This window comes from Methylomonas montana (genome assembly GCF_030490285.1).
Classification (GTDB): domain Bacteria; phylum Pseudomonadota; class Gammaproteobacteria; order Methylococcales; family Methylomonadaceae; genus Methylomonas; species Methylomonas montana.
In genome coordinates this window covers 1,166,351-1,185,754 of sequence record NZ_CP129884.1, presented here as the reverse complement: position 1 = coordinate 1,185,754, position 19,404 = coordinate 1,166,351, and the positions used below count along the sequence as shown (strand labels likewise).

The following is a 19,404-nucleotide window of genomic DNA, read 5'->3' as shown; positions in this document are numbered from 1 at the left end:
TTGGAGTGTCACCATGCAGATAAAAACATTGTGCGTCGCAATAACAATCGCCACTTTTTCGCTTGCAAGCCCAGCAATTGCTAAAAATAGCAGCGAAAAAGGCCGTGGACATGAGAAAAGTGCAAGAGGGCAAAATAGCAACAGACAATCAGACCCCGACAGTTTGCGCGGCCAGGAACGCGCAGACGAGCGAGAAGAGCTACATGACCAACACGACAGCCACCAATACGGTAATCAATATGGAAACCAATATGGCGAGCAATATCGTAATCAACAACCGCGTTACCAACTGGAAAATCCTGTCGATTCCATGATCGATCGCGGATCAAACCAGCTCAGACAAGGAGCGCAGGAACTAAATCGACGCGCTATCGATGGCTTAAATAATAATCTCCCTATTCCACCGACACCACAACCCTATCCTGTCCCACAACAACCATACAGACGCTAAGCGGCAAAAGCATTCAAAACAGAAATTTGTCGGCTGATAGCCGGTGGAATATACCGAATATGACAAGCGTAGCCACGCCACAGCACTAACCAGAATACGGCTTAGCGGTTTAGACGTGTAGGAACTTCCGAAATACCTGGCCAACCATGTTTTCCATGTTCTGACAAAGCTCCTTGATGTCAGTGAGCGGGATGTGAAAGTCTTGATCGCTGATAGCGCTATCGACATTGCCGCTCATGCTAAACCCCATTACCCAAGTCGGCATCAGTCGATCCGGCGCAGGGGCATCCAGCAAGAGCCGCAAATCGGCGTGACGTGGGTCGAGTTGAATTTTGGCATATAAGTCGTGCACTTCTTTTTCGCCGCCCTCCAAAAGCTGTATGAACGCGCCGTTATGAAAAACCAGCAAGCCTGAAATTCTGAGTTTGTAATTTTGAAGTTGTGAGGTATTCAAGATATCCAACAGCACCTGTCTGGTGACCGGGACAGCTGGCCGACTTTGATAAATCAGTTGATGACAAGACATTTTCGTTTGAACATAAGACGACAGATGGGTAAGAATTATTCCGCATTGTAAACAGGGTATTGCCCCAGCGGCAAAAAATCGTCTGGCATCTAGACTATCAGCCAAACCATCCCAACCATGGAAAACCTGTCTGAAATACCCAGCACGCCGATATCCGACTTCAGGAGCGGCGCATCATCAGTTCATTCAACCGTAACCCTTTTATTGCTCACCAGCCCAAACCGACACTCATGCTTCGTATCATCTCCGCCAACCTCAACGGCATCCGCTCCGCATCCAGCAAAGGCTTTTACGAATGGCTGCAAACCCAGAACGCCGACTTCGTCTGCCTGCAAGAATTAAAAGCCCAAGCCGCCGACATGACACCGGGCATGCTGCAAGCCGCCGGCTTGTTCGGTTATTTTCATTATGCGGAAAAAAAAGGTTATAGCGGCGTCGGCATTTACAGTAAAAAACCCGCCGATGCGGTGCTCGAAGGCTTGGGCCATGCCGACGTCGATGCCGAAGGCCGTTACCTGGAAGTACAATTGGGCAATCTATCGGTGATCTCCCTGTATCTACCATCCGGTTCCAGCAGCGAGGAGCGGCAAAATGTCAAATACAGCGTGATGGATCGCTTCTATCCGCATTTGGCCGAGCTGAAAGCCAGCGGCCGCGAAGTGGTGATCTGTGGCGACTGGAATATCGCCCATCGGCAAGCCGACCTGAAAAACTGGCGCGGTAACCAGAGGAATTCCGGCTTTTTACCGGCGGAGCGAGCCTGGATGACCCAAGTGCTCGATGAACTGGGCTGGGTGGATGCCTATCGCCATTTGCATCCGGATACTACCGACGAATGCTACACCTGGTGGAGCAATCGTGGCCAAGCCTGGGCCAAGAATGTCGGTTGGCGCATCGATTATCAAATCGCCACGCCCGGCATCGCCGCCACGGCCATATCGACCAACATTTATAAAGAACAACGTTTCAGCGATCATGCGCCGCTGATCGTCGATTACGACTTTTAAAAGCCTTTATTGCGCCTCGAAACTCAACAAGCAGGAAAACAACACCAAATGCTGTCCGTCGATCAGGTCGGCCCCGCCGCTACGGTTTCTGAAAAAACCGCCTTGCTTGCCCGAGGATTCATCTACCGAGTATCGGCGTTCCTTTATTAAGCCACGTATTCTTGCCTGCCGTATTGATGCTTTTCGGGATTATTTTTAATGGCGCCGCAGCGGCCAAGTAATGACCGAAAGCTTGGCGCCATAAATCGTTTAGGCCAATTCGTCTCGAATGAGAGGCATGAACACCGCCAGACTTTTCAACGTAGCGTGCAGGTTTTCCGTTTACGATCGCCTACGTGGTGTGCCCCATCAGTATAATCTCGCCTTCAGCAATGGCCTGAGCAGATAGTTAAGCACGGTGCGTTTGCCGCTTTGAATATCCACTTCGGCGATCATACCCGGCTTGATGGGTAGAATCTCGTCACCCTTTTTCAGATAGCTGGTGCTGGTTCGAATCAATATCTTATAGAAGGATTCCTTGCCGCGTATGCTTTCCTCTTCGATGGTATCGGGGCTGATTTGCTCCAGAGTACCCGACAAATCACCATACACCGTGTAGTCATACGCGGTAATTTTGACTTGTGCCGGCATACCCGGCACCAGGAAGGCCACATCACGCGGCTTCACCTTGGCTTCGACCAATAGTTGTTCATCGATCGGCGTGACCTCCATGATCGGCTCGCCAGGCTGAATGACTCCCCCCCGAGTGGTAATCAGGATGTCGTTGACCCGGCCTTTGACCGGCGACAGCACTTGGGTACGGCTCAACTGATCTTTGCGCTGCAACAGGTTTTGTTCAAGCTCGCTGAATTCGGCCCTTTTACTGGCAAGTTCGGTATAAGTTTCTTGGAAATAGGCATTATTGACTTCCGATAACTTACCGCTGAGTGACGCAATTTCCTTACGCAAACGCAAGGCTTCCATTTCACTGGCGGCGCGGGAGGCTACCAGTGGTTCGATCACTTGTAATTGTTTACGCACCAAATCCAGTTCGGAATTCAGCGAATGGACGGCTTCATGATGCTTTGCGCGCCGTGCCTTGAATAAAGCTGTTTCGGTAGCGGCAAAATGGCTCTTGGCTGGCACGCTGTCAGGAAACGTGATCTTGTCCTTGTTCAGCGTCTCGGCTTCCAGTCGGGCAATAGCGGCCGTCAAGGCTTCCGCATGACTTTTGCTCTCCAGAAAGGCAGAATTGAAGCGAGTATTGTCCAGCTTGACGAGCAGTTGTCCCGTCTCTACCAGATCGCCTTCCTTCACCATCAATTGCTCGAGAATCCCACCCTCAAGGCTCTGTATCTTCTGGATGCGGCTGAAAGGTACAACCCGGCCATCGCCGCGCGTCACCTCATCGAGTTCAGCCCAATTCGCCCAACCGACAAAGCAGGCGATGCTTAGCAGACTGGTCCAGAGTAAGGGTTTCGCGACCGGGTGTTCCATTGCCAGTTGCGGGTCGCCAAGCGAACGCAACAGCGCGTATTCAGTGGGCTTGCCTGCATTCATAGGTTGCCCTCCGGAATTTTGACCTGATTGCCGTTGACGACATGGCTCAATGGGCCGTCCATGACGACACGCCCCTGACGAAGAACCACGGCACGCTCAGTCAGCGCCAATAAGGCCCGCTTATGGGTGGACAATATCAGCGTACGGCCCTTTAGCCAATGTTGCAGATACTCGACGACCCGCGCCTCATTTTCGTTATCAAACGCCGCCGTGGGTTCGTCCAGCAGGACGATGCGAGGATCCTGTAACAGCAGACGAGCAAGGGCTATGGCCTGCCGTTGTCCGCCGGATACACTGTTATTGCCTTCAAGCAGCATATCCAAACCCAAAGGATGAGCACGGACAAAAGCGCCCAAGCCAACGCCATCCAGGGCGGCAAACAGTTCGTCATCGTTCTGGCCGGCGTTGTCCGGAATCAGGTTATCCCTCAGTGTGCCGTAGAACAGCGCGGTATCCTGGGGTAGATAACCAATGGCCTGTCGCAAGTCAGCCGGATCGATCTGACCGATGCTAAGATCTTCGAGCAGGATGCGACCTTCGGAGGGAGTGATCAGTCCGGAAAGCAGGCGCAGTAAAGTGGATTTGCCGGCGCCATTGCCCCCCAGCAGCGCCACGTGTTTTCCCGGCTGGAATTCCAGCTTAGTGATGTTCAGGGCGGGCGGGCCGTCCGACTGATAATTCAAACGCACTTCTTCCAGGACATAATGCCCACGTAGTGTATGGCTGCGCGCAAAACGGCGGCCTTGGGGACGCTCGGTCGGCGCCGACATCAGCCCATCCAGGCCTTCCATGGCCACCTTGACATGTTGCCAACGGGCTAAAATTCCGGCGATCTGAGCGATAGGCGCAATCGTACGGGAAGCTAGAATCGAGCAGGCAAACAGTGCGCCGACGGTCATTTCACCGGCACTGATCTGATACACGCCAACGATGATCACGCCGACATAGCACAACTGTTGCGTCAAGGATGCCGCATAACCCAACAGGGCGGTGATGCTGCGCGCCGTGACTGCGGCGGCGGAAAGTTCGGCCGTCAGGTTTTCCCACTGCTGCAACAAGCGGCCCTCGGCCCGGCTGGACTTGATCGTTTCCAGATTCTCGATAGCCTCCAGCAGCACGCCGTTCTTGATGGCGCCTTCACGCAAGTGCTGACGGGACAAACGGGCTAGACTGCGCTGGGTCAGCAAGCCCGGCAATAACATCAGCCAGACCGCCGTAAAAGGCACCCAAACCACGGGCCCACCGATCAGGAAGATCACGCCCAAAAACAGCAGAACAAACGGAATGTCGCTGATGACCGATATGGTGGTCGAGGTCATAAACTCACGTACCGACTCGAATTCACGCACCTGGCTGCTGAAGGCTCCCATCGAGGCCGGTTTGGACTGCAAACGTATCTGCAAGACCTGTTCGAACAGACGAGAAGACAATAGCAGATCCAAACGCTTGCCAGTGACATCCAGCATATGGGCGCGTAAAGTCCGCAACACGAACTCCAACACAATAGCCACGGCTACGCCGCTGGCGAGTATCCACAGCGTGTCAAACGCCTCATTCGGCACTACCCGATCATAAACCTGCATACCAAATAAGGCCGAGGAAATCGCCAGCATATTGCTCATCAGCGCGGCGATGCCGACGACGATGTAATCGCGCCAACTGGCCCTGAGCGGGCCTTTTAGCCAATGCGCCGGCTCTTCGCGAGCAAAATCGCCCGCACGCTCATCGGGACGATAACGTGGCCGGGCGAACAACGCGGTACCACTGTACAGGCTGTCCAGTTCGGTCAGGCTCATGCTCTGCTGGCCGCCATCACTCTCAGGCTCCAGCAAAAGCGCTTGCTCTGCATGCCATTCGACCAGTAGCAGACTGCGGCCATCCTTTAACAGCAGCAATGCGGGCAGCAGTCGGGGACTGATATCCTTGAGTGGATATTCCACCACACGGGCCGTGATACCGGCCCGCCGTAAGGCGCGGGGAGCCAAGCTAAGCGGTAAGCGTCCATATTCCAAAGCCAGCCCCTCACCCAGTTCGGCGATGCTGGCCATATGGCCAAAGTGGCGGCAGAGCAAAATCAGTCCTTCGCGCAGCGGATCGCCTGCCAAGGGCCGTTGATGGCAATTCAGATTTTCGGGGTTAACAGTATCATTCATGGCGCGGCCGTTTCCGACAAGCGCCCTTCCAGCAGTGGCACCAGTTGCCCTAACTGGGCGGCGGCACGGTATTGCACTCGCTTGCGCTCGTATTGCAGATCGATTAATTGGCGCTCCGCTGCCAAGCGTTCCTGAAAAATGTTGAGCAGGTCGTTCATGGTACGCAGGCCGGCGACAAACTGCTCCCGATAGGCCGAGCTGACATCTCGGCTGTTTTTTATCTGCTCGTCAAGTGCCGGCTCGCGCCACTTCAAGGCAGACTCGCTCTCAATCAAAGAAAGCACCTTGCGGCGAATATCTCGCTGACTGGTACCCATATCCCATTTGGCGGCTTCGAGACGCTGGCGGGCAGCGTCGGTACGCTGGAAGTTGGATAAGCCCTGAAAAGGCTCCATGCGGACACGCAGACCAATTATTGCATCATCTGTCATCTGGCCACCGAGCGGGCGGCGCAACAGCGATCCCTCCAAATCCAACTGAGGAAGTAGCGCCGCATCGGCTTCATGCACCTTGGCTTCTTCTATCGCCGTTTTTTCAGTTGCCTGTCGATAAAGGGGTGAAGCCGTGATGGCTCTCTCCAGTTCATCCTTATCTGCCAGACGCCCTGAAAACACTTCAAGAGCCGGCTCCGCCAGCCCTTCTGCCGACTCTCCGATTAGTTCCTGATACTGCCGCACGGCGTTCTGCAAATTACCTTGTTCTATAGCGAGTTGCTCACGAGCCCGCGCTACTTCCAGCCCAACCCGGCCCAGCTCAGTACGATCCATATAGCCTGCTTCGCCACGTTGCCGGCTTAACTCGTTCAGCTCTTCCAAGCGTTCGACATGCCCACGCACCGCCGCAATTCGCTGTCGATACATCAACACGTCCAGGTAGATTTCGCTGATATCCAACGCCGCGTCCTCCCGCATGACTAACAATACTTCTGCCTGCTGACGCTGGTTTGCCGAAGCGCTATCGACCTGGCTTTCCACTCGTCCCCAGTCATACAGCATCTGCGTGGCGGTCAGATTGTAGTTGTAACCCAGATTACCATTTATGCTCTTTGTCGGTCCCGCCGACGCTTCCAAGGTGGGATAATAGCCGCCCTCGGCGATTGCCACCTCGGTTGTGAACTGCTCCACTTTGGCCATGGCCGATTTCACATCAGGGTGCCGCGCCAGACCGAGATTAACGGCCCGTAGCAAAGTCATGCTGTGCGAGGCAACGCCTCCCTCAGCAGACACGTCACGGCCGGGTGCCGATGTCACACCAATATCGATTACCTCCTGGGGCAGCGATGCGGTTCCCTGCCGATTCCCTTCACCACCTTCCTTTAGCAAAGGTTGGACACCGGCCTTGAGACGACCGGGCATGCTCTTGTTTGTGTTTGTCGACGTGGCTGTCGCAATAGTAGTGACAGCAGGAGGTACCTCTATTGGCGCTTGCCGAGGTAGGTAATCCCATTGAATGCTAGCATCGCTCAAATGTTGCCGCGTGTCCTCGGCGGGGTGTAACGTTACCGGCACTTCTCTATGGCTAGGACGACTCTGGGCTGCATTGTCTTCCGGGCTTGGATGCACAGCCTGTTGCGAACGCGCTGATTTAGCAGTACTAGTGGCTAACGAAACGACAGGCTGCTCGCCCACCTGAGCCGCCAAGGCCTTAATAAGCAGCGTGCGCGGCGAGGTTTCACCAGCAAGCTGTAGCTCTACCTCCGCGGTTCCCGGCCGGGTGGCTTTTATCGACAGCCGCTTGCCCTCAATACGCACTGTAGCAATATCATCTCCCACTACGCGCACAGATTCGATAGTCAATGGGAAAAACAGCGGCAACTCCCTGCCCGCTACTAAACTCAGCGAAGGCAGGGCCGCCGCGATAACCGCCGATACCGGCAGCAACGCGGCCACAGCGCATCCTAAGGCTGCAGATAGTGAATAACGGCGCTTTATCATCAACGACCGACAACACCCAAGTGCTCAAGGCTTTCATAGGTGATGGCGCCGACCGCCAGGCCATTATCGACCTGGTAGTCGCTGAGAGCGTCTAGGGTATATTTTCCCAACAACCCATCCACAGGGCCCGCCTGATAACCGTGCCGGTGCAACTGTTCCTGCAAGTTTGTGACTAGGATCGGTGTAATGTTGTCATTACACACAGATCTGCGCATCACCATCCGTGGTTCGCCGTCAAAGGTAGTGACTTGCATTGCCTGTGTCACTGCGGCGACCTCTGTCTGATAAGTTTGACTCGGAACAACGACCTCTTCTACAGGCACATTCATGACCTGCGGATCTAAGGTTACCTCCACCACACGCGCGGGCTGATCGATTACTTTGCGGACGACATAATTGTATTGGGCGGGTTCGATTTCTACCTGGGTGCTTTCGGGCTGAACCAACTCCTGAACCAGCACAACTTTCTGTTTCGCCGGCAATTCTCGAGCACAAAAAGCGATGGCGTTGGCATTTCGGGCGTAACGTGTGCCCGCCGCCCGGCAGCGTTCCATGACTGTCTTGGCCTCTTGAACGGTGATGTTTTTTTCACGCGCTTCATAGACTGCCGGCACTACCTTAAAACGGGTCACTTCGGGGCGCACCATGACATTCACCAGCTCATCCTTGTAGGTAGGCGGTTCTATGCGATAAGTGACAGTTCCTTCCCGAGTGATGACCTGCTTGAAACCCCTCCGGATTTCCGCAGGCGTCACGTGGATGGTAGTGTGGGAATCCTTAAGGGTGACCTCTACCGTTTGTTCAATGGGCCGCGGCTTGATCTGCCCGTATATCCAGCACTGGCCGGCGGCGATGGCGACATCGGTGCTTGGCTGAGAGCTTAGTGCGCCTGATTCGGCCTGTAACGGATTGAGATTACCCGCAGGTTCAGACGCTACTGCATGGTGATAATACAAGACGCTTGAAAAAAGCGCGCCGCCTAACACAACAAATTGTCGATAATGCACTACTTGGGAGCCTGTGTTGATTCGATAACAAAGGGCTGTCTCAAAATGACAGCTCGGGTCTAAATTATTTGGCAGCCTGCCAAACCGGAGCCAATACCGCTGGCAAACTTACTGATATATCTGCAAGGCATTATGGCTCAACCGACTATGCCTCTACAACACTGCCAATACCTGCCTCGACCATTAGTAGCAGCGCCAAGACGCTGCACCCGCTATTGCCGACCATACCAAGGCCGCTAGATTCAAGATCCAGATTGACACCAGCATCCAACAAACAAGGTAGCAACGGTAGGCGGTTGTCCGGTTCGCCATAGGCGGTGAGCATCATCGGCGTGACGAAACCGACGGCTGTACTAATCGGCCTGCTTTTTTAACGCACGATTTCCGTACCTGTCACGATCAAATGATCGTCACTGCTACATCTTCATCAACGAACAGTGTGTTGCTGCCAAAGTTGTAGACATCGAAAACAGTTCCATTAAGGCTCGCAGTAGTGCCCGTGGCTGTCGCGCCGATGGCATTCAAAGTGTCGTTACTTTCTCCGAAGACGTACAACTGGTTGTCCACGTCGGTCAAGCTCGTCACTGCAGCCGCGGTCAGCGTCAAGCTGTTGGCCGCATCATCATAAGCCATATCGATGCTTTCGATATTGCTGACGCCGTCGCTAACGCCATCCAGATTCAGGCTGATGCCGGCATCCAGAGTCAGGATATCGAAGCCATCGCCGCCGTCGATTGAAACAAAGCCCGTGCCGGAGGTCAAAATCGTATCATCGCCGGCACCGGCGTTGAAGGTGTCGCTACCGTTACCGTCGATCAGCAAATCATTGCCAGCGCCGCCATTGAGAACATCATCCCCGGCACCGCCGCGCAACAAGTCATTGCCGTCATTACCTGTCAGAGTATCGTTGCCGGCATGGCCATACAGACGCTCGTTTTCGGCGCCGCCGTCTAGGGTGTCATTGCCGGAGTTACCCTCGATAATATCGACACTGCCTGCCAGCGTATTGAGCGCATCGGCAGCCAGTAGATTGGCCAGTGAATCGCTAGCAGTCAGCCCTGCGCTGTCGGTAGCAGTAATAGTGGTAGCATCGAGCACGGCCAGGCGAACATCCGCGCCGAGCAAGCTGAACGCGTCATTAAAATGCACAGTGGCCAGCAGTTCATTAACCGCCAGATTATCAATATCTCCCCCGCCCAGTGCGCTAATGGTCAGCACCGAAGACGGCGCCACCAGACCTAGCAGACCGGGATCATTAACCACGTTGAACTCCAACCCTAACTCGGCCGCCAGTTGACTGGATGCAGTCAATTGCAAGGCCGCCAGATTGACGCTCAGCAATGGTTGATAGGCCACCACCGTGGAACGCAGATTACCATCCGCATCCGCCGCGGTCAGATCCTGTGTATCCAAATTAATCAGATCCAGCGCGCCCGCGCTGACGAGACCTAATAACGCCCCCGAATTGGTCTGCACCACAGGCGCCACGTTGCTGGAGGGCGTTGGAGGTGTGGCACCGGTGCTGTCAAAGCTGACCGAGGTGCCGGCGGTATCACCGTCGTTGTCGGTGATGACCGCGTTAACCGTGGTGGTGCCGGCCAACAGATCGGTGCTGACCGTGGCTTCGTCGACAATCAAATTGTCTCGATTTAACAAGTTAGCAATGACCTCCTGATCTGAACTAAAGCTGCCGACCAGGTCGACCCCGGTAAAGGTAATCTGCTGATCCACCGCACCAGCGGCATAACCACCTTGGAACTGGCCAGTGGTGCTGATAGACAGCACGGTATCGGCACCCACCACTTCAAAATGCAGGTAATTGGTCAGATTGCCCGGATTGTTGCCGATCCTGCCCTCGCCCTGCAGCAAACTGCCCAAGTCGATGATGTCTCCGCCGCTAACGAATGGCTGCGTGTTGAAATCTGCGATGGTGTCCGTTGCTGGCGTACCAGGCGAGCCTTCGTCCCCTTTTTCCCATAAGAACACATCATTGCCGCTGCCGCCGGTCAAGGCATCAGTAGCGGCACCGCCGATCAGGATGTCGTTGCCATCGCCGCCATTCAGGCTGTCGTTGCCGCCGCCGCCGCGCAGCAGGTCGTTGCCGTCACTGCCATTCAGGGTATCGCTGCCAGCGTAACCGTAGAGTCGATCATTCAGCCCTGGCCCACCGGTCAGCGTGTTGTCGCCGGCATCGCCTTCCTGAATCTCATCTGGAACGCTGCTTGGATCCAACAAACTCAAGCCAAGCAGATTAATCGAGGAATCTGTCGTCGTCACTGGTTGCGAGTCCGTTGCCGAAATCGACATCGTTGGCGTGACGCCGAGCGTTATGCCGGTCTGTTCAACATAAACAGTCGCCAAAAACTCATTCAGGCGGAGGTTATCAATGGCCCCACCATCAGTCGAAGTAATGGTCAAACGTGAAAAACTCTGCGTGAAAAGAATTGCACCACTGATATCGTCATTTGCTACTACATTAAGGCCAAACTCGGCCGCCATTTCTACAGACCAGGCCAGATTGTAAAAGCCGACGCCAAGGCTGATCAGGCTGGAGGCATTCACAACTACCTGCTTGATATCGTTATTGGCATCGGACGCCTTCAGTACCTGGTTGGCACCCAAGTCGATCAGTCCCAACGCATCTGCCTCGACAATGCCCAGTAAACCTCCTGTGTCGTTAACGCTCACCGCTGGCGCAACCGGAACCTCGGGAGCGATCAGCGGTATGCCGGTGGCGGTATAGCTATACGTGCCGGTCAACATGTCCACCACCAGGGTTTCGCCCTTCACGGTGTTGATTGTCAGTTCATCGGTAGCGGTATTGAAACTTTGGTTTGCCACCAGTTCTGAATCACCGCTTTCAATGATGCTGTCCGTGGCAACATCGTAACGGAAGGTGTTGCCATCGATGGTGATCTGCTGTACATGACCGCCGTCGGCGCCAAAACTGTCGATCAGCGAGCCGGTTTCAGTGGTCGGCGTCGCGGCGATGTCAAACAATGCTGCGTCCGCCGCCACCGGCATATCATCTTCTACATTAATCGTCAGTGTCGTGGCTGGACTGTTCACGTTTCCAGCCGCGTCTATAGCCGTCACGCCGAAGCCCAGTCCCAGGACGTCCTCTATCCCCTCGAGCGGGTGATCAAGCGCCGCCAAAAGTGTAAAGGTGTAGGCGCCCGCCGTAGTCAATGTCAGCGTGGCCACCTCGATAGCACCGGCACTACCGGTCAGGGTATAAGTGCCGCTCGCAAAGCCGCCGCTCCAGGTCACCGCAACGCCACCGGAAGTTACGCCGGCCGGACCGCTTACGGACACGGCTGCCACGTTGCTACCTGTGCCGTTGAATGTCATATTGCCTGAAACCGTTGCCAGATTGGTAGTATCTGTCGGTGTGCCCAAGGTATCCGGGTTGCCATTAGTCAACCCCTCTTCCGACACATTGGCCGCCAAGCTGAGAACTGTTGGCGCGGTGAGATCGACGGTCAGTTCGAACGCTAGGCTGGGGCTGGATTCATTGCCCGCCGCATCGGTGGCGGTCACGGTGAACGCATAAGTGGCGCCATCAAGCAGCGCGGTGCCGGGCGTGAAGTTCCAGTTGCCAGTACCATCGGCCGTCGTCGTGCCAATATTCACGCCATCCTGGAAGATAGTCACCGTACTGCCGGCCTCTGCGGTGCCATTGAGCCTCGGCAAGGTGTCATTGGTACTTGCCCCCGAAGCCAGAGTACCTTGCTGCGGATCAACGTCATCCGTGACACTGACAATCACGGGTTGGACGGGCGCTATCACGTCGACCAGCGAAGTATCCACGGTTTGGCTGCCTTGCGGACCGGTGTTGCCGGCCGCATCCGTGGCCGTAGCCGTAATGACTGTGCCATCAGCCAGATCGGGGACGGCGTCCACACTCCAGTTGCCGCTTATATCGGCTTGAACGGTGTAGTCGGCTGCGCCGTCTCCGTTGACGTCGATATTAACAGTGCTGCCCGCTTCGGCCGTTCCGGTCAGTATATTGCCATTCGTGGGGTCGATAACCGGCGCATTCGGCGGAGTCTTGTCCAGCACCGTAGTGTCGGTGACGTTGCCGCTGTTGCCAGCCGCATCCGTCACTATCATCGTCACGGTCAATGTACCATCACTCAGAACGGAAAGATCCTGGCCGCTTACGGTCACCACCCCCCCGACAACACTGATGTCGCTCGCATCGACGACGATGTCGGCCGTGCCTCCATCCGTGTCGCTGATGATTATGCTGGTCACCGTAGCGGCCGCTTCGATCGTGCCGCTAAGCGTGACATTACTGGCTTCTGCCGCATTTACCAGGTTGTCGTCAAAAACAATGCTGTTACTGCCGTCCCCCGTCGCCGGGGCGGTGGTGTCAATAGTCAGTGTAAAAGCTGCACTCGGGATGCTTACGTTATTGTCAGCATCGGTGGCGGTCACGGTGAACGCATAAGTGGCGCCATCAAGCAGCGCGGTGCCGGGCGTGAAGTTCCAGTTGCCAGTACCATCGGCCGTCGTCGTGCCAATATTCACGCCATCCTGGAAGATAGTCACCGTACTGCCGGCCTCTGCGGTGCCATTGAGCCTCGGCAAGGTGTCATTGGTACTTGCCCCCGAAGCCAGAGTACCTTGCTGCGGATCAACGTCATCCGTGACACTGACAATCACGGGTTGGACGGGCGCTATCACGTCGACCAGCGAAATATCCACGGTTTGGCTGCCTTGCGGACCGGTGTTGCCGGCCGCATCGGTGGTCGTAGCCGTAATGACTGTGCCATCAGCCAGATCGGGGACGGCGTCCACACTCCAGTTGCCGTTTACATCTGCTTGAACGGTGTAGTCGGCTGTGCCGTCTCCGTTGACGTCGATATTAACGGTGCTGCCCGCTTCGGCCGTTCCGGTCAGTATATTGCCATTCGTGGGGTCGATAACCGGCGCATTCGGCGGGGTGGTGTCGATGATGACAGTGTAAGGTGCGCTGGGTTCAGATATGTTGCCGGCCGGATCGGTGGCTGTCACGGTGAATTCGTGGTCGCCATCGGTGAGTGGCGTCGTTGGGGTGATGCTCCAATCGCCGTTGGGATCGACAATGGCGGTGCCAATTGGAGTTTCTCTGTCGTACAGCGTGATGATATCCCCCGGCGTGGCACCGCTGCCGCGCACAATGGGGGTTGCATCATCGGTAGTGCCGCCGTTAGCGACTGGTCCTATCAGGTTGCCTGCGTCGTCATCTACGCTGCCGATGGTCGGGGTATCCGGAGGCGTGGTGTCAGGTGCGGAAGACGAGGTTGTGTCGCGATCGTCGTCACCATCATCACCTCCCAAAGCAAGCCCAAGCCCTACCCCGCCACCTATAACCGCTAGTGCCGCCGCAGCCCATCCGTAGCCGCCAACCGCTGCTTCGCACGTCAGTGACTCAAATGGCGCCGGTTCCGCCTGCGGTAAATACTGGGCACGCACTGTCCCATCACTTTCGGCTGGCGAAAGATCTGCCAGTAAAAGACCGCAGTCATCGTCTTTTAGATAAAGCAGGCTGTCGCCATCAACATGATAAAAGTTAACAATGCGAAGCTTTTCTTCGCCCATAACAACAATTAGATCATTGCCTTCACGAAGATAAGAAATAATGTCAGTCGGGCGCAGATCAAGAAATACTCGACTCGGCTGTTCAAGCAGAACCGTTTCGCTAGTCTCGTGAAATACGCCAGCAGTTGAAGGTTCACCAAGATTAATAGTTTTAACTGCTACAGACATATCTGACCTTTTGTATACCAAAAAAACAAAACATAGAGTTCCCTTTTAATTGGATTCCATGCGGTTATTAAATTATAGGTCTACCACAAGCATCCCGCCTAATTCTTTCAAACATGCGGAATGAGGGGGAGATTTATATCCACCGAGCGAGCCATACTTCGACAGGTTTGTTCCGGTCGTAGCCTTTTTGTTCGGCACCATCGTTGCTCTTCACGCACTGCGCGTCAACGATGATGAAACGCACGATACGTTCCGCCATTGTTTGCACCAGTCTTGCCAACCTGATTTTTTAATGTCTGCTCCATAAAGTTAGCGCCGGTCTGGACAGACTCTTGCCAACAAAAACCGAACGTCAAACCGTCGATCGACTCGCCCCCTGTCATCAATATTCCTACAAACTAGAAACTCATTCAGCCTGATATGGCGAATCGACATGATTTGCCAATTGATACATTATGGTGCAATATTATGCAATACGCACAATTTTGGGTCGAAAATAATAATTATAAGGAAACCAAATGCCAAAATATTGCCCAAGCCGACAGTTATTAAGCATCGGCAGCCTCGTTAGCTTTCCCGTTTTAGCCAATGCCGATCAAATCAATGCCGCCGATACCGCCTGGATTCTGACTGCGTCCGGCCTGGTATTGTTTATGACGATACCGGGATTGGCGCTGTTTTATGGCGGCCTGGTCCGCACCAAAAATGTGCTTTCGATATTGATGCAATGTTTTACGATCACTTCATTGGTGTCGATTCTCTGGCTGCTCGGCGGTTACAGTCTGGCGCTCAGCGACGGAGGCCCCTGGCAGAGTCTGCTGGGCGGCTTTTCCAGTCTGTCCTTGGCGTCTTTGAATGCCGAAAGCGTCAAGGACAATCTGCCTGAAACGGTGTTTTGCATGTATCACCTGACCTTCGCGATTTTCGCACCGGCCTTGATCGTCGGCAGCGTCGCCGAGCGCATGAAGTTTTCCGCCCTGCTTTGGTTTGTCGCGTTGTGGGAATTATTGATCTACGTGCCGGTATGCCATTGGCTGTGGGGCGGCGGTTGGTTGTCGCAACTGGGCGCGATGGATTTTGCCGGCGGCATCGTCGTACACGTTTCCGGCGGCACAGCAGCGCTAGTCGGTGCGCTGATGGTCGGCAGCCGGCGCGGCTTTCCGCGTATCCCCATGCCCCCTCACAATTTAACCATGACCGCCACCGGCGCCGGCATCCTCTGGGTGGGCTGGCACGGCTTCAGCGCCGGCAGTGCGCTGATGGCTAACGGCGCCGCCGGTATAGCAATGCTGTCCACACACATGAGCGCGGCTGCCGGCTCGTTGGCTTGGATGACGATCGAATGGCTGCGCTTCGGTAAACCCAGCGGCCTGGGCGTGATTACCGGCATGGTGGCCGGTTTGGGCATGGTCGCGCCATCGGCCGGCTTCATTTCGCCTCTCGGCGGCTTATCGATCGGCGTAATCGCCGGCAGTCTATGTTTTTTTAGTGTGCACTGGTTCAAGCGCCGCTTTGCAATCGACGACACCCTGGACGTATTTGCGATTCACGGGGTTGGCGGCATCGCCGGTTCTTTATTGACCGCCGTCCTGGCCGCTCCAACCCTGGGCGGTATCGGTACGGTCGCCGATGGCGGGATTTCCGGTCAATTAACCGTGCAAACTCTGGCGGTATTTTCGGTTCTGGGCTGGAGCGGCGGTATTAGTTATCTGATTCTGAAACTGCTAGATACCACCCTGGGCCTACGTGTGACTAGTGGCGACGAAACCGAGGGCTTGGACATCGTCCTGCACAACGAGCAAGGCTATAACTTTTAAAGATTCGCTAGCAAATTCGAACCCATCAACGGTGACCTGATATGAAAACCCTTACCAAACACCATACCGCTAAATTAGCGTATCTATTTCTGGCCACGAGCTTGGGCCTTGGTATTTCGCAGAGCGCGTCGGCACTTGACTGTGATGCCGCGACCGCACAGGTCAAGACCATGATCTGCAGGGATAATATGACTATCGACCAGACCTTGGAGCGCTCCATCAAAAGCAATTCGCAACGCGATGTCGGCTGGCGCTCGTTTCAAGAAGAGGGTTATATCGATGTCGAACGCGCTATTTTGGTTAGCAAAGCCACCGAACTGCACTATCGTTGGCGGGTTCACAATGATGGCAGCATCCTGGCGGAAAGCGAGCGCGCGGAAAAGCTGTGCACGAACAATTGACGACCAACTTATCGGTCTTTCCTTTTAAACGCACTACTTTGGATCATTAACATAAGCTCACGCACTAAAATAGATCGACAGCCCCATTTTATATGAGCCCAATCGGGCTAACGCGTGAGTTTGAGCTTTGGCGTATATATTGCTTAAGCTAATTCGACCCTTAGGACATCATCTTTCCAGTGCACAAAAAGATACTCGACCACCTAAACGAAGCAATCCTCCTGTTCGACAGAGACTTGCGACTGACCTATATCAATCCCGCAGGCGAGATGCTGCTCGCCGACAGCGCCAAGCATTTGCTCGGCAATACGGCGCATAAATTATTCAAAACTGCGCACAACAGCCTGTTCAACGATTTGTTGCCGCGTTTGTATATGCACGAGCCGCTGGTCGATAGAGAATTAATCCTAGAACGGCTCAACCAGTCGATTACCGTCAATCTCAGCGCCACGCCATTGCTGGAAGATGGCCAGCTCAGCGAAATCCTGATTGAACTGCAACAGGTAGACCGACATCTGCGCATTACCAAGGAAGAACAGTTGCTGGCACAGCAAAATACCAGCCGCATGCTGGTGCGCGGCCTGGCGCATGAAATCAAAAATCCGCTGGGCGGCTTGCGCGGCGCGGCGCAGTTATTGGATCTGGAACTACAAGATCCGGAGCTGAAGGAATACACCCAAATCATCATCGCCGAATCCGACCGTTTACAGGATTTGATGGATAAGATGCTCGGCCCCAACAAACCAGCTCATAAAAGCCAATTAAACATTCACGAAGTACTGGAGCGGGTCAGGCATTTGGTCGCGGCGGAAACCAGCCATGGGGTGACGCTAAACACCAATTACGACCCCAGCATCCCGGAAATGTTTGCCGATAAAAACCAGCTGATTCAGGCCATCCTGAATATCGTCCGCAATGCAGTACAAGCCGTACAAAACCACGGTGTAATTACCATGAAGACGCGGGTGCAACGACATATGACCATTGGCCGCAAGCGCTACAAACTGACGGTCAAAATCGACATTATCGACAATGGTCCAGGCATCAAACCAGAACTGATGGGACAAATTTTTTATCCGATGATCACCGGCCGCGCCGAAGGCACCGGACTTGGCCTGTCTATTGCTCAATCCTTGATCAATCAGCATAACGGCTTGATCGAATGCGAGAGCGAGCCCGGCAACACCGTGTTTTCTATCTATTTACCTTTGGAGAAGTATCATGCAAATACCTGACAAGGTCTGGATAGTCGATGACGACAAATCCATCCGCTGGGTACTTGAAAAAGCCTTACAAAAAGCCGGCGTGAATACCCAAAGCTTTGCCAACGCCAGCGAATTACTGAAAGCGCTACCCGGCGGCTTGCCGGATGTACTGATTACCGATATTCGCATGCCCGGCATGGACGGCTTCGAACTATTGCGCAATATTCAAAATAGTTATCCGGATTTGCCGGTGATCGTAATGACCGCGCATTCCGACCTGGAAAGCGCCGTATCGGCCTTTCACGGCGGCGCCTTCGAATATCTGCCCAAACCCTTCGATGTCACCGAAGTCGTCGAGACCGTGCAACGCGCCTGCGCCCACAGCAAACAACGCCAAAGCGATACGGTTCAGGCACCGCCCACTATCGAAGAAACTCCGGAAATCATCGGCGAAGCGCCGGCCATGCAGGAAGTATTTCGGGCGATCGGCCGGCTGGCGCGTTCGCACATCACCGTGCTGATCAACGGCGAATCCGGCACCGGCAAGGAGCTGGTTGCCAAGGCGCTACACCGTCACAGTCCGCGCGCCGAACAACCGTTCATAGCCTTGAATATGGCGGCGATTCCCAAGGATTTGATGGAATCGGAATTGTTCGGCCATGAAAAAGGCGCGTTTACCGGTGCCCAAGCCCGCCGTATCGGTCGCTTCGAACAAGCTAATAACGGCACGCTGTTTCTGGACGAGATCGGCGACATGCCGGCCGAATTGCAAACCCGCTTGTTGCGGGTATTGGCCGACAACGAGTTTTATCCGGTCGGCGCCCATACCTCGGTGAAAGTCAATGTCCGCATCATCGCCGCCACCCATCAAGACCTGGAAGCGCTGGTAGCGCAAGGCCGGTTTCGCGAAGACTTGTTTCACCGCCTCAATGTGATTCGGATTCACATCCCGCCGCTGCGCGAACGCCGTCAGGATATAGGCCTTTTGATGCGGCATTATTTGTATCAAAGCGCCAAGGAACTGAATACTGAAATCAAAATCCTGAAACCGGAAACCGAAGCGTTTTTAAGCGGTTTGAAGTGGCCGGGCAATGTCCGGCAGCTGGAAAATATCTGCCGCTGGTTGACGGTGATGGCGTCCGGACGGGAAATTCATATCGAGGATTTGCCGCCTGAACTTAGCCACGGCAGCGCCGATAGTGCGTCCGGCGAAACCGGATCCGGCGATTGGGAAAGCCTGTTTAAAAGCTGGGTTAAACAACAATTATCGATAGGCAAAGTCGACATCGCCAAACATGCCATCCCTTCCGTGGAGACGCTACTGATCGAAGCGGCCTTGAATCATACCCACGGCAGAAAGCACGAAGCCGCGCTGTTATTGGGCTATGGCCGCAATACCCTGACCCGTAAAATCAAGGAACTGGATATTCGGGACTAAGCTTAACCGCCGTTGTCAGGCGCTCTCGATACGCCAAACAGCGGCCTTCCTCCGCATCCTCTCCAATCGATTTTGCCGATGATTCGTCGGCAGGATTTTTTATTCGTTTAAAAGCCATGGGTGTATACTCCCGCCCGTCTGATCACCCTAATAACAAGAAGCTAAGGTTTAC

The 19,404-nt window shown here is 54.6% G+C and carries 13 protein-coding genes and 1 pseudogene; 6 read left to right on the top strand and 8 right to left on the bottom strand.

Features of this window, described 5'->3' with window-relative positions; translation table 11 throughout:
* Positions 1 to 13: 13 nt before the first annotated feature.
* Positions 14 to 451: a hypothetical protein gene (locus QZJ86_RS05705; RefSeq protein WP_301937176.1), complete on the top strand. Its 438-nt coding sequence runs from the start codon at positions 14 to 16 to the stop codon at positions 449 to 451.
* Between the two features lie 109 nt (positions 452 to 560).
* Here the strand turns inward: QZJ86_RS05705 and QZJ86_RS05700 are convergent, their stop codons facing one another.
* Positions 561 to 977, bottom strand: a complete 417-nt coding sequence (locus tag QZJ86_RS05700) for a BLUF domain-containing protein (RefSeq protein WP_301937175.1) — start codon at positions 975 to 977, stop codon at positions 561 to 563.
* A gap of 230 nt (positions 978 to 1,207) precedes the next feature.
* Between QZJ86_RS05700 and QZJ86_RS05695 the strand changes: the two genes are divergently transcribed.
* Complete coding sequence (locus tag QZJ86_RS05695; RefSeq protein ID WP_301937172.1) at positions 1,208 to 1,984, top strand: exodeoxyribonuclease III; 777 nt, start codon at positions 1,208 to 1,210, stop codon at positions 1,982 to 1,984.
* 348 nt (positions 1,985 to 2,332) lie between these two features.
* Here QZJ86_RS05695 and QZJ86_RS05690 read toward each other — a convergent pair whose 3' ends face one another.
* The 7 genes and pseudogenes from QZJ86_RS05690 to QZJ86_RS21575 form a co-directional block, all read right to left on the bottom strand.
* On the bottom strand, positions 2,333 to 3,523 hold the full coding sequence (locus QZJ86_RS05690) for an HlyD family efflux transporter periplasmic adaptor subunit (RefSeq protein WP_301937170.1): 1,191 nt from the start codon (positions 3,521 to 3,523) through the stop codon (positions 2,333 to 2,335).
* The gene (locus QZJ86_RS05685; protein WP_301937169.1) at positions 3,520 to 5,676 is read right to left on the bottom strand and encodes a type I secretion system permease/ATPase; all 2,157 of its coding nucleotides are present in this window, start codon (positions 5,674 to 5,676) and stop codon (positions 3,520 to 3,522) included. Before QZJ86_RS05685 ends, QZJ86_RS05690 begins: the two co-directional genes overlap by 4 nt.
* The gene (locus tag QZJ86_RS05680; protein ID WP_301937168.1) at positions 5,673 to 7,565 is read right to left on the bottom strand and encodes a TolC family protein; all 1,893 of its coding nucleotides are present in this window, start codon (positions 7,563 to 7,565) and stop codon (positions 5,673 to 5,675) included. Before QZJ86_RS05680 ends, QZJ86_RS05685 begins: the two co-directional genes overlap by 4 nt.
* A gap of 44 nt (positions 7,566 to 7,609) precedes the next feature.
* Entirely contained in the window at positions 7,610 to 8,617 is a 1,008-nt protein-coding gene (locus QZJ86_RS05675; protein ID WP_301937166.1) for a peptidoglycan-binding domain-containing protein, read from the bottom strand.
* Between the two features lie 399 nt (positions 8,618 to 9,016).
* On the bottom strand, positions 9,017 to 14,077 hold the full coding sequence (locus tag QZJ86_RS05670; protein ID WP_301937164.1) for an Ig-like domain-containing protein: 5,061 nt from the start codon (positions 14,075 to 14,077) through the stop codon (positions 9,017 to 9,019).
* Positions 14,078 to 14,107: 30 nt separating this feature from the next.
* Positions 14,108 to 14,371, bottom strand: a pseudogene (locus tag QZJ86_RS21580) (BapA prefix-like domain-containing protein); the annotation flags it as partial.
* A 133-nt stretch (positions 14,372 to 14,504) separates the two neighbouring features.
* Positions 14,505 to 14,639 carry a hypothetical protein gene (locus QZJ86_RS21575; protein WP_407081640.1) on the bottom strand — a complete coding sequence of 45 codons (135 nt, stop codon included), beginning with the start codon at positions 14,637 to 14,639 and terminating at the stop codon, positions 14,505 to 14,507.
* 250 nt (positions 14,640 to 14,889) lie between these two features.
* Between QZJ86_RS21575 and QZJ86_RS05660 the strand changes: the two genes are divergently transcribed.
* The 4 genes from QZJ86_RS05660 (at position 14,890) to ntrC (ending at position 19,232) form a co-directional block, all read left to right on the top strand.
* Positions 14,890 to 16,188 (top strand): ammonium transporter, encoded by a 1,299-nt coding sequence (locus tag QZJ86_RS05660; protein ID WP_301937161.1) that lies wholly within the window; start codon positions 14,890 to 14,892, stop codon positions 16,186 to 16,188.
* A gap of 41 nt (positions 16,189 to 16,229) precedes the next feature.
* Positions 16,230 to 16,589, top strand: coding sequence for a hypothetical protein (locus QZJ86_RS05655; RefSeq protein WP_301937160.1), 360 nt, complete (start codon positions 16,230 to 16,232; stop codon positions 16,587 to 16,589).
* A gap of 179 nt (positions 16,590 to 16,768) precedes the next feature.
* Positions 16,769 to 17,824, top strand: a complete 1,056-nt coding sequence (gene glnL, locus QZJ86_RS05650) for a nitrogen regulation protein NR(II) (protein WP_301937159.1) — start codon at positions 16,769 to 16,771, stop codon at positions 17,822 to 17,824.
* Positions 17,811 to 19,232: a nitrogen regulation protein NR(I) gene (ntrC, locus tag QZJ86_RS05645; protein WP_301937157.1), complete on the top strand. Its 1,422-nt coding sequence runs from the start codon at positions 17,811 to 17,813 to the stop codon at positions 19,230 to 19,232. The genes glnL and ntrC overlap by 14 nt, the downstream gene beginning before the upstream one ends.
* Positions 19,233 to 19,404 lie beyond the last annotated feature (172 nt).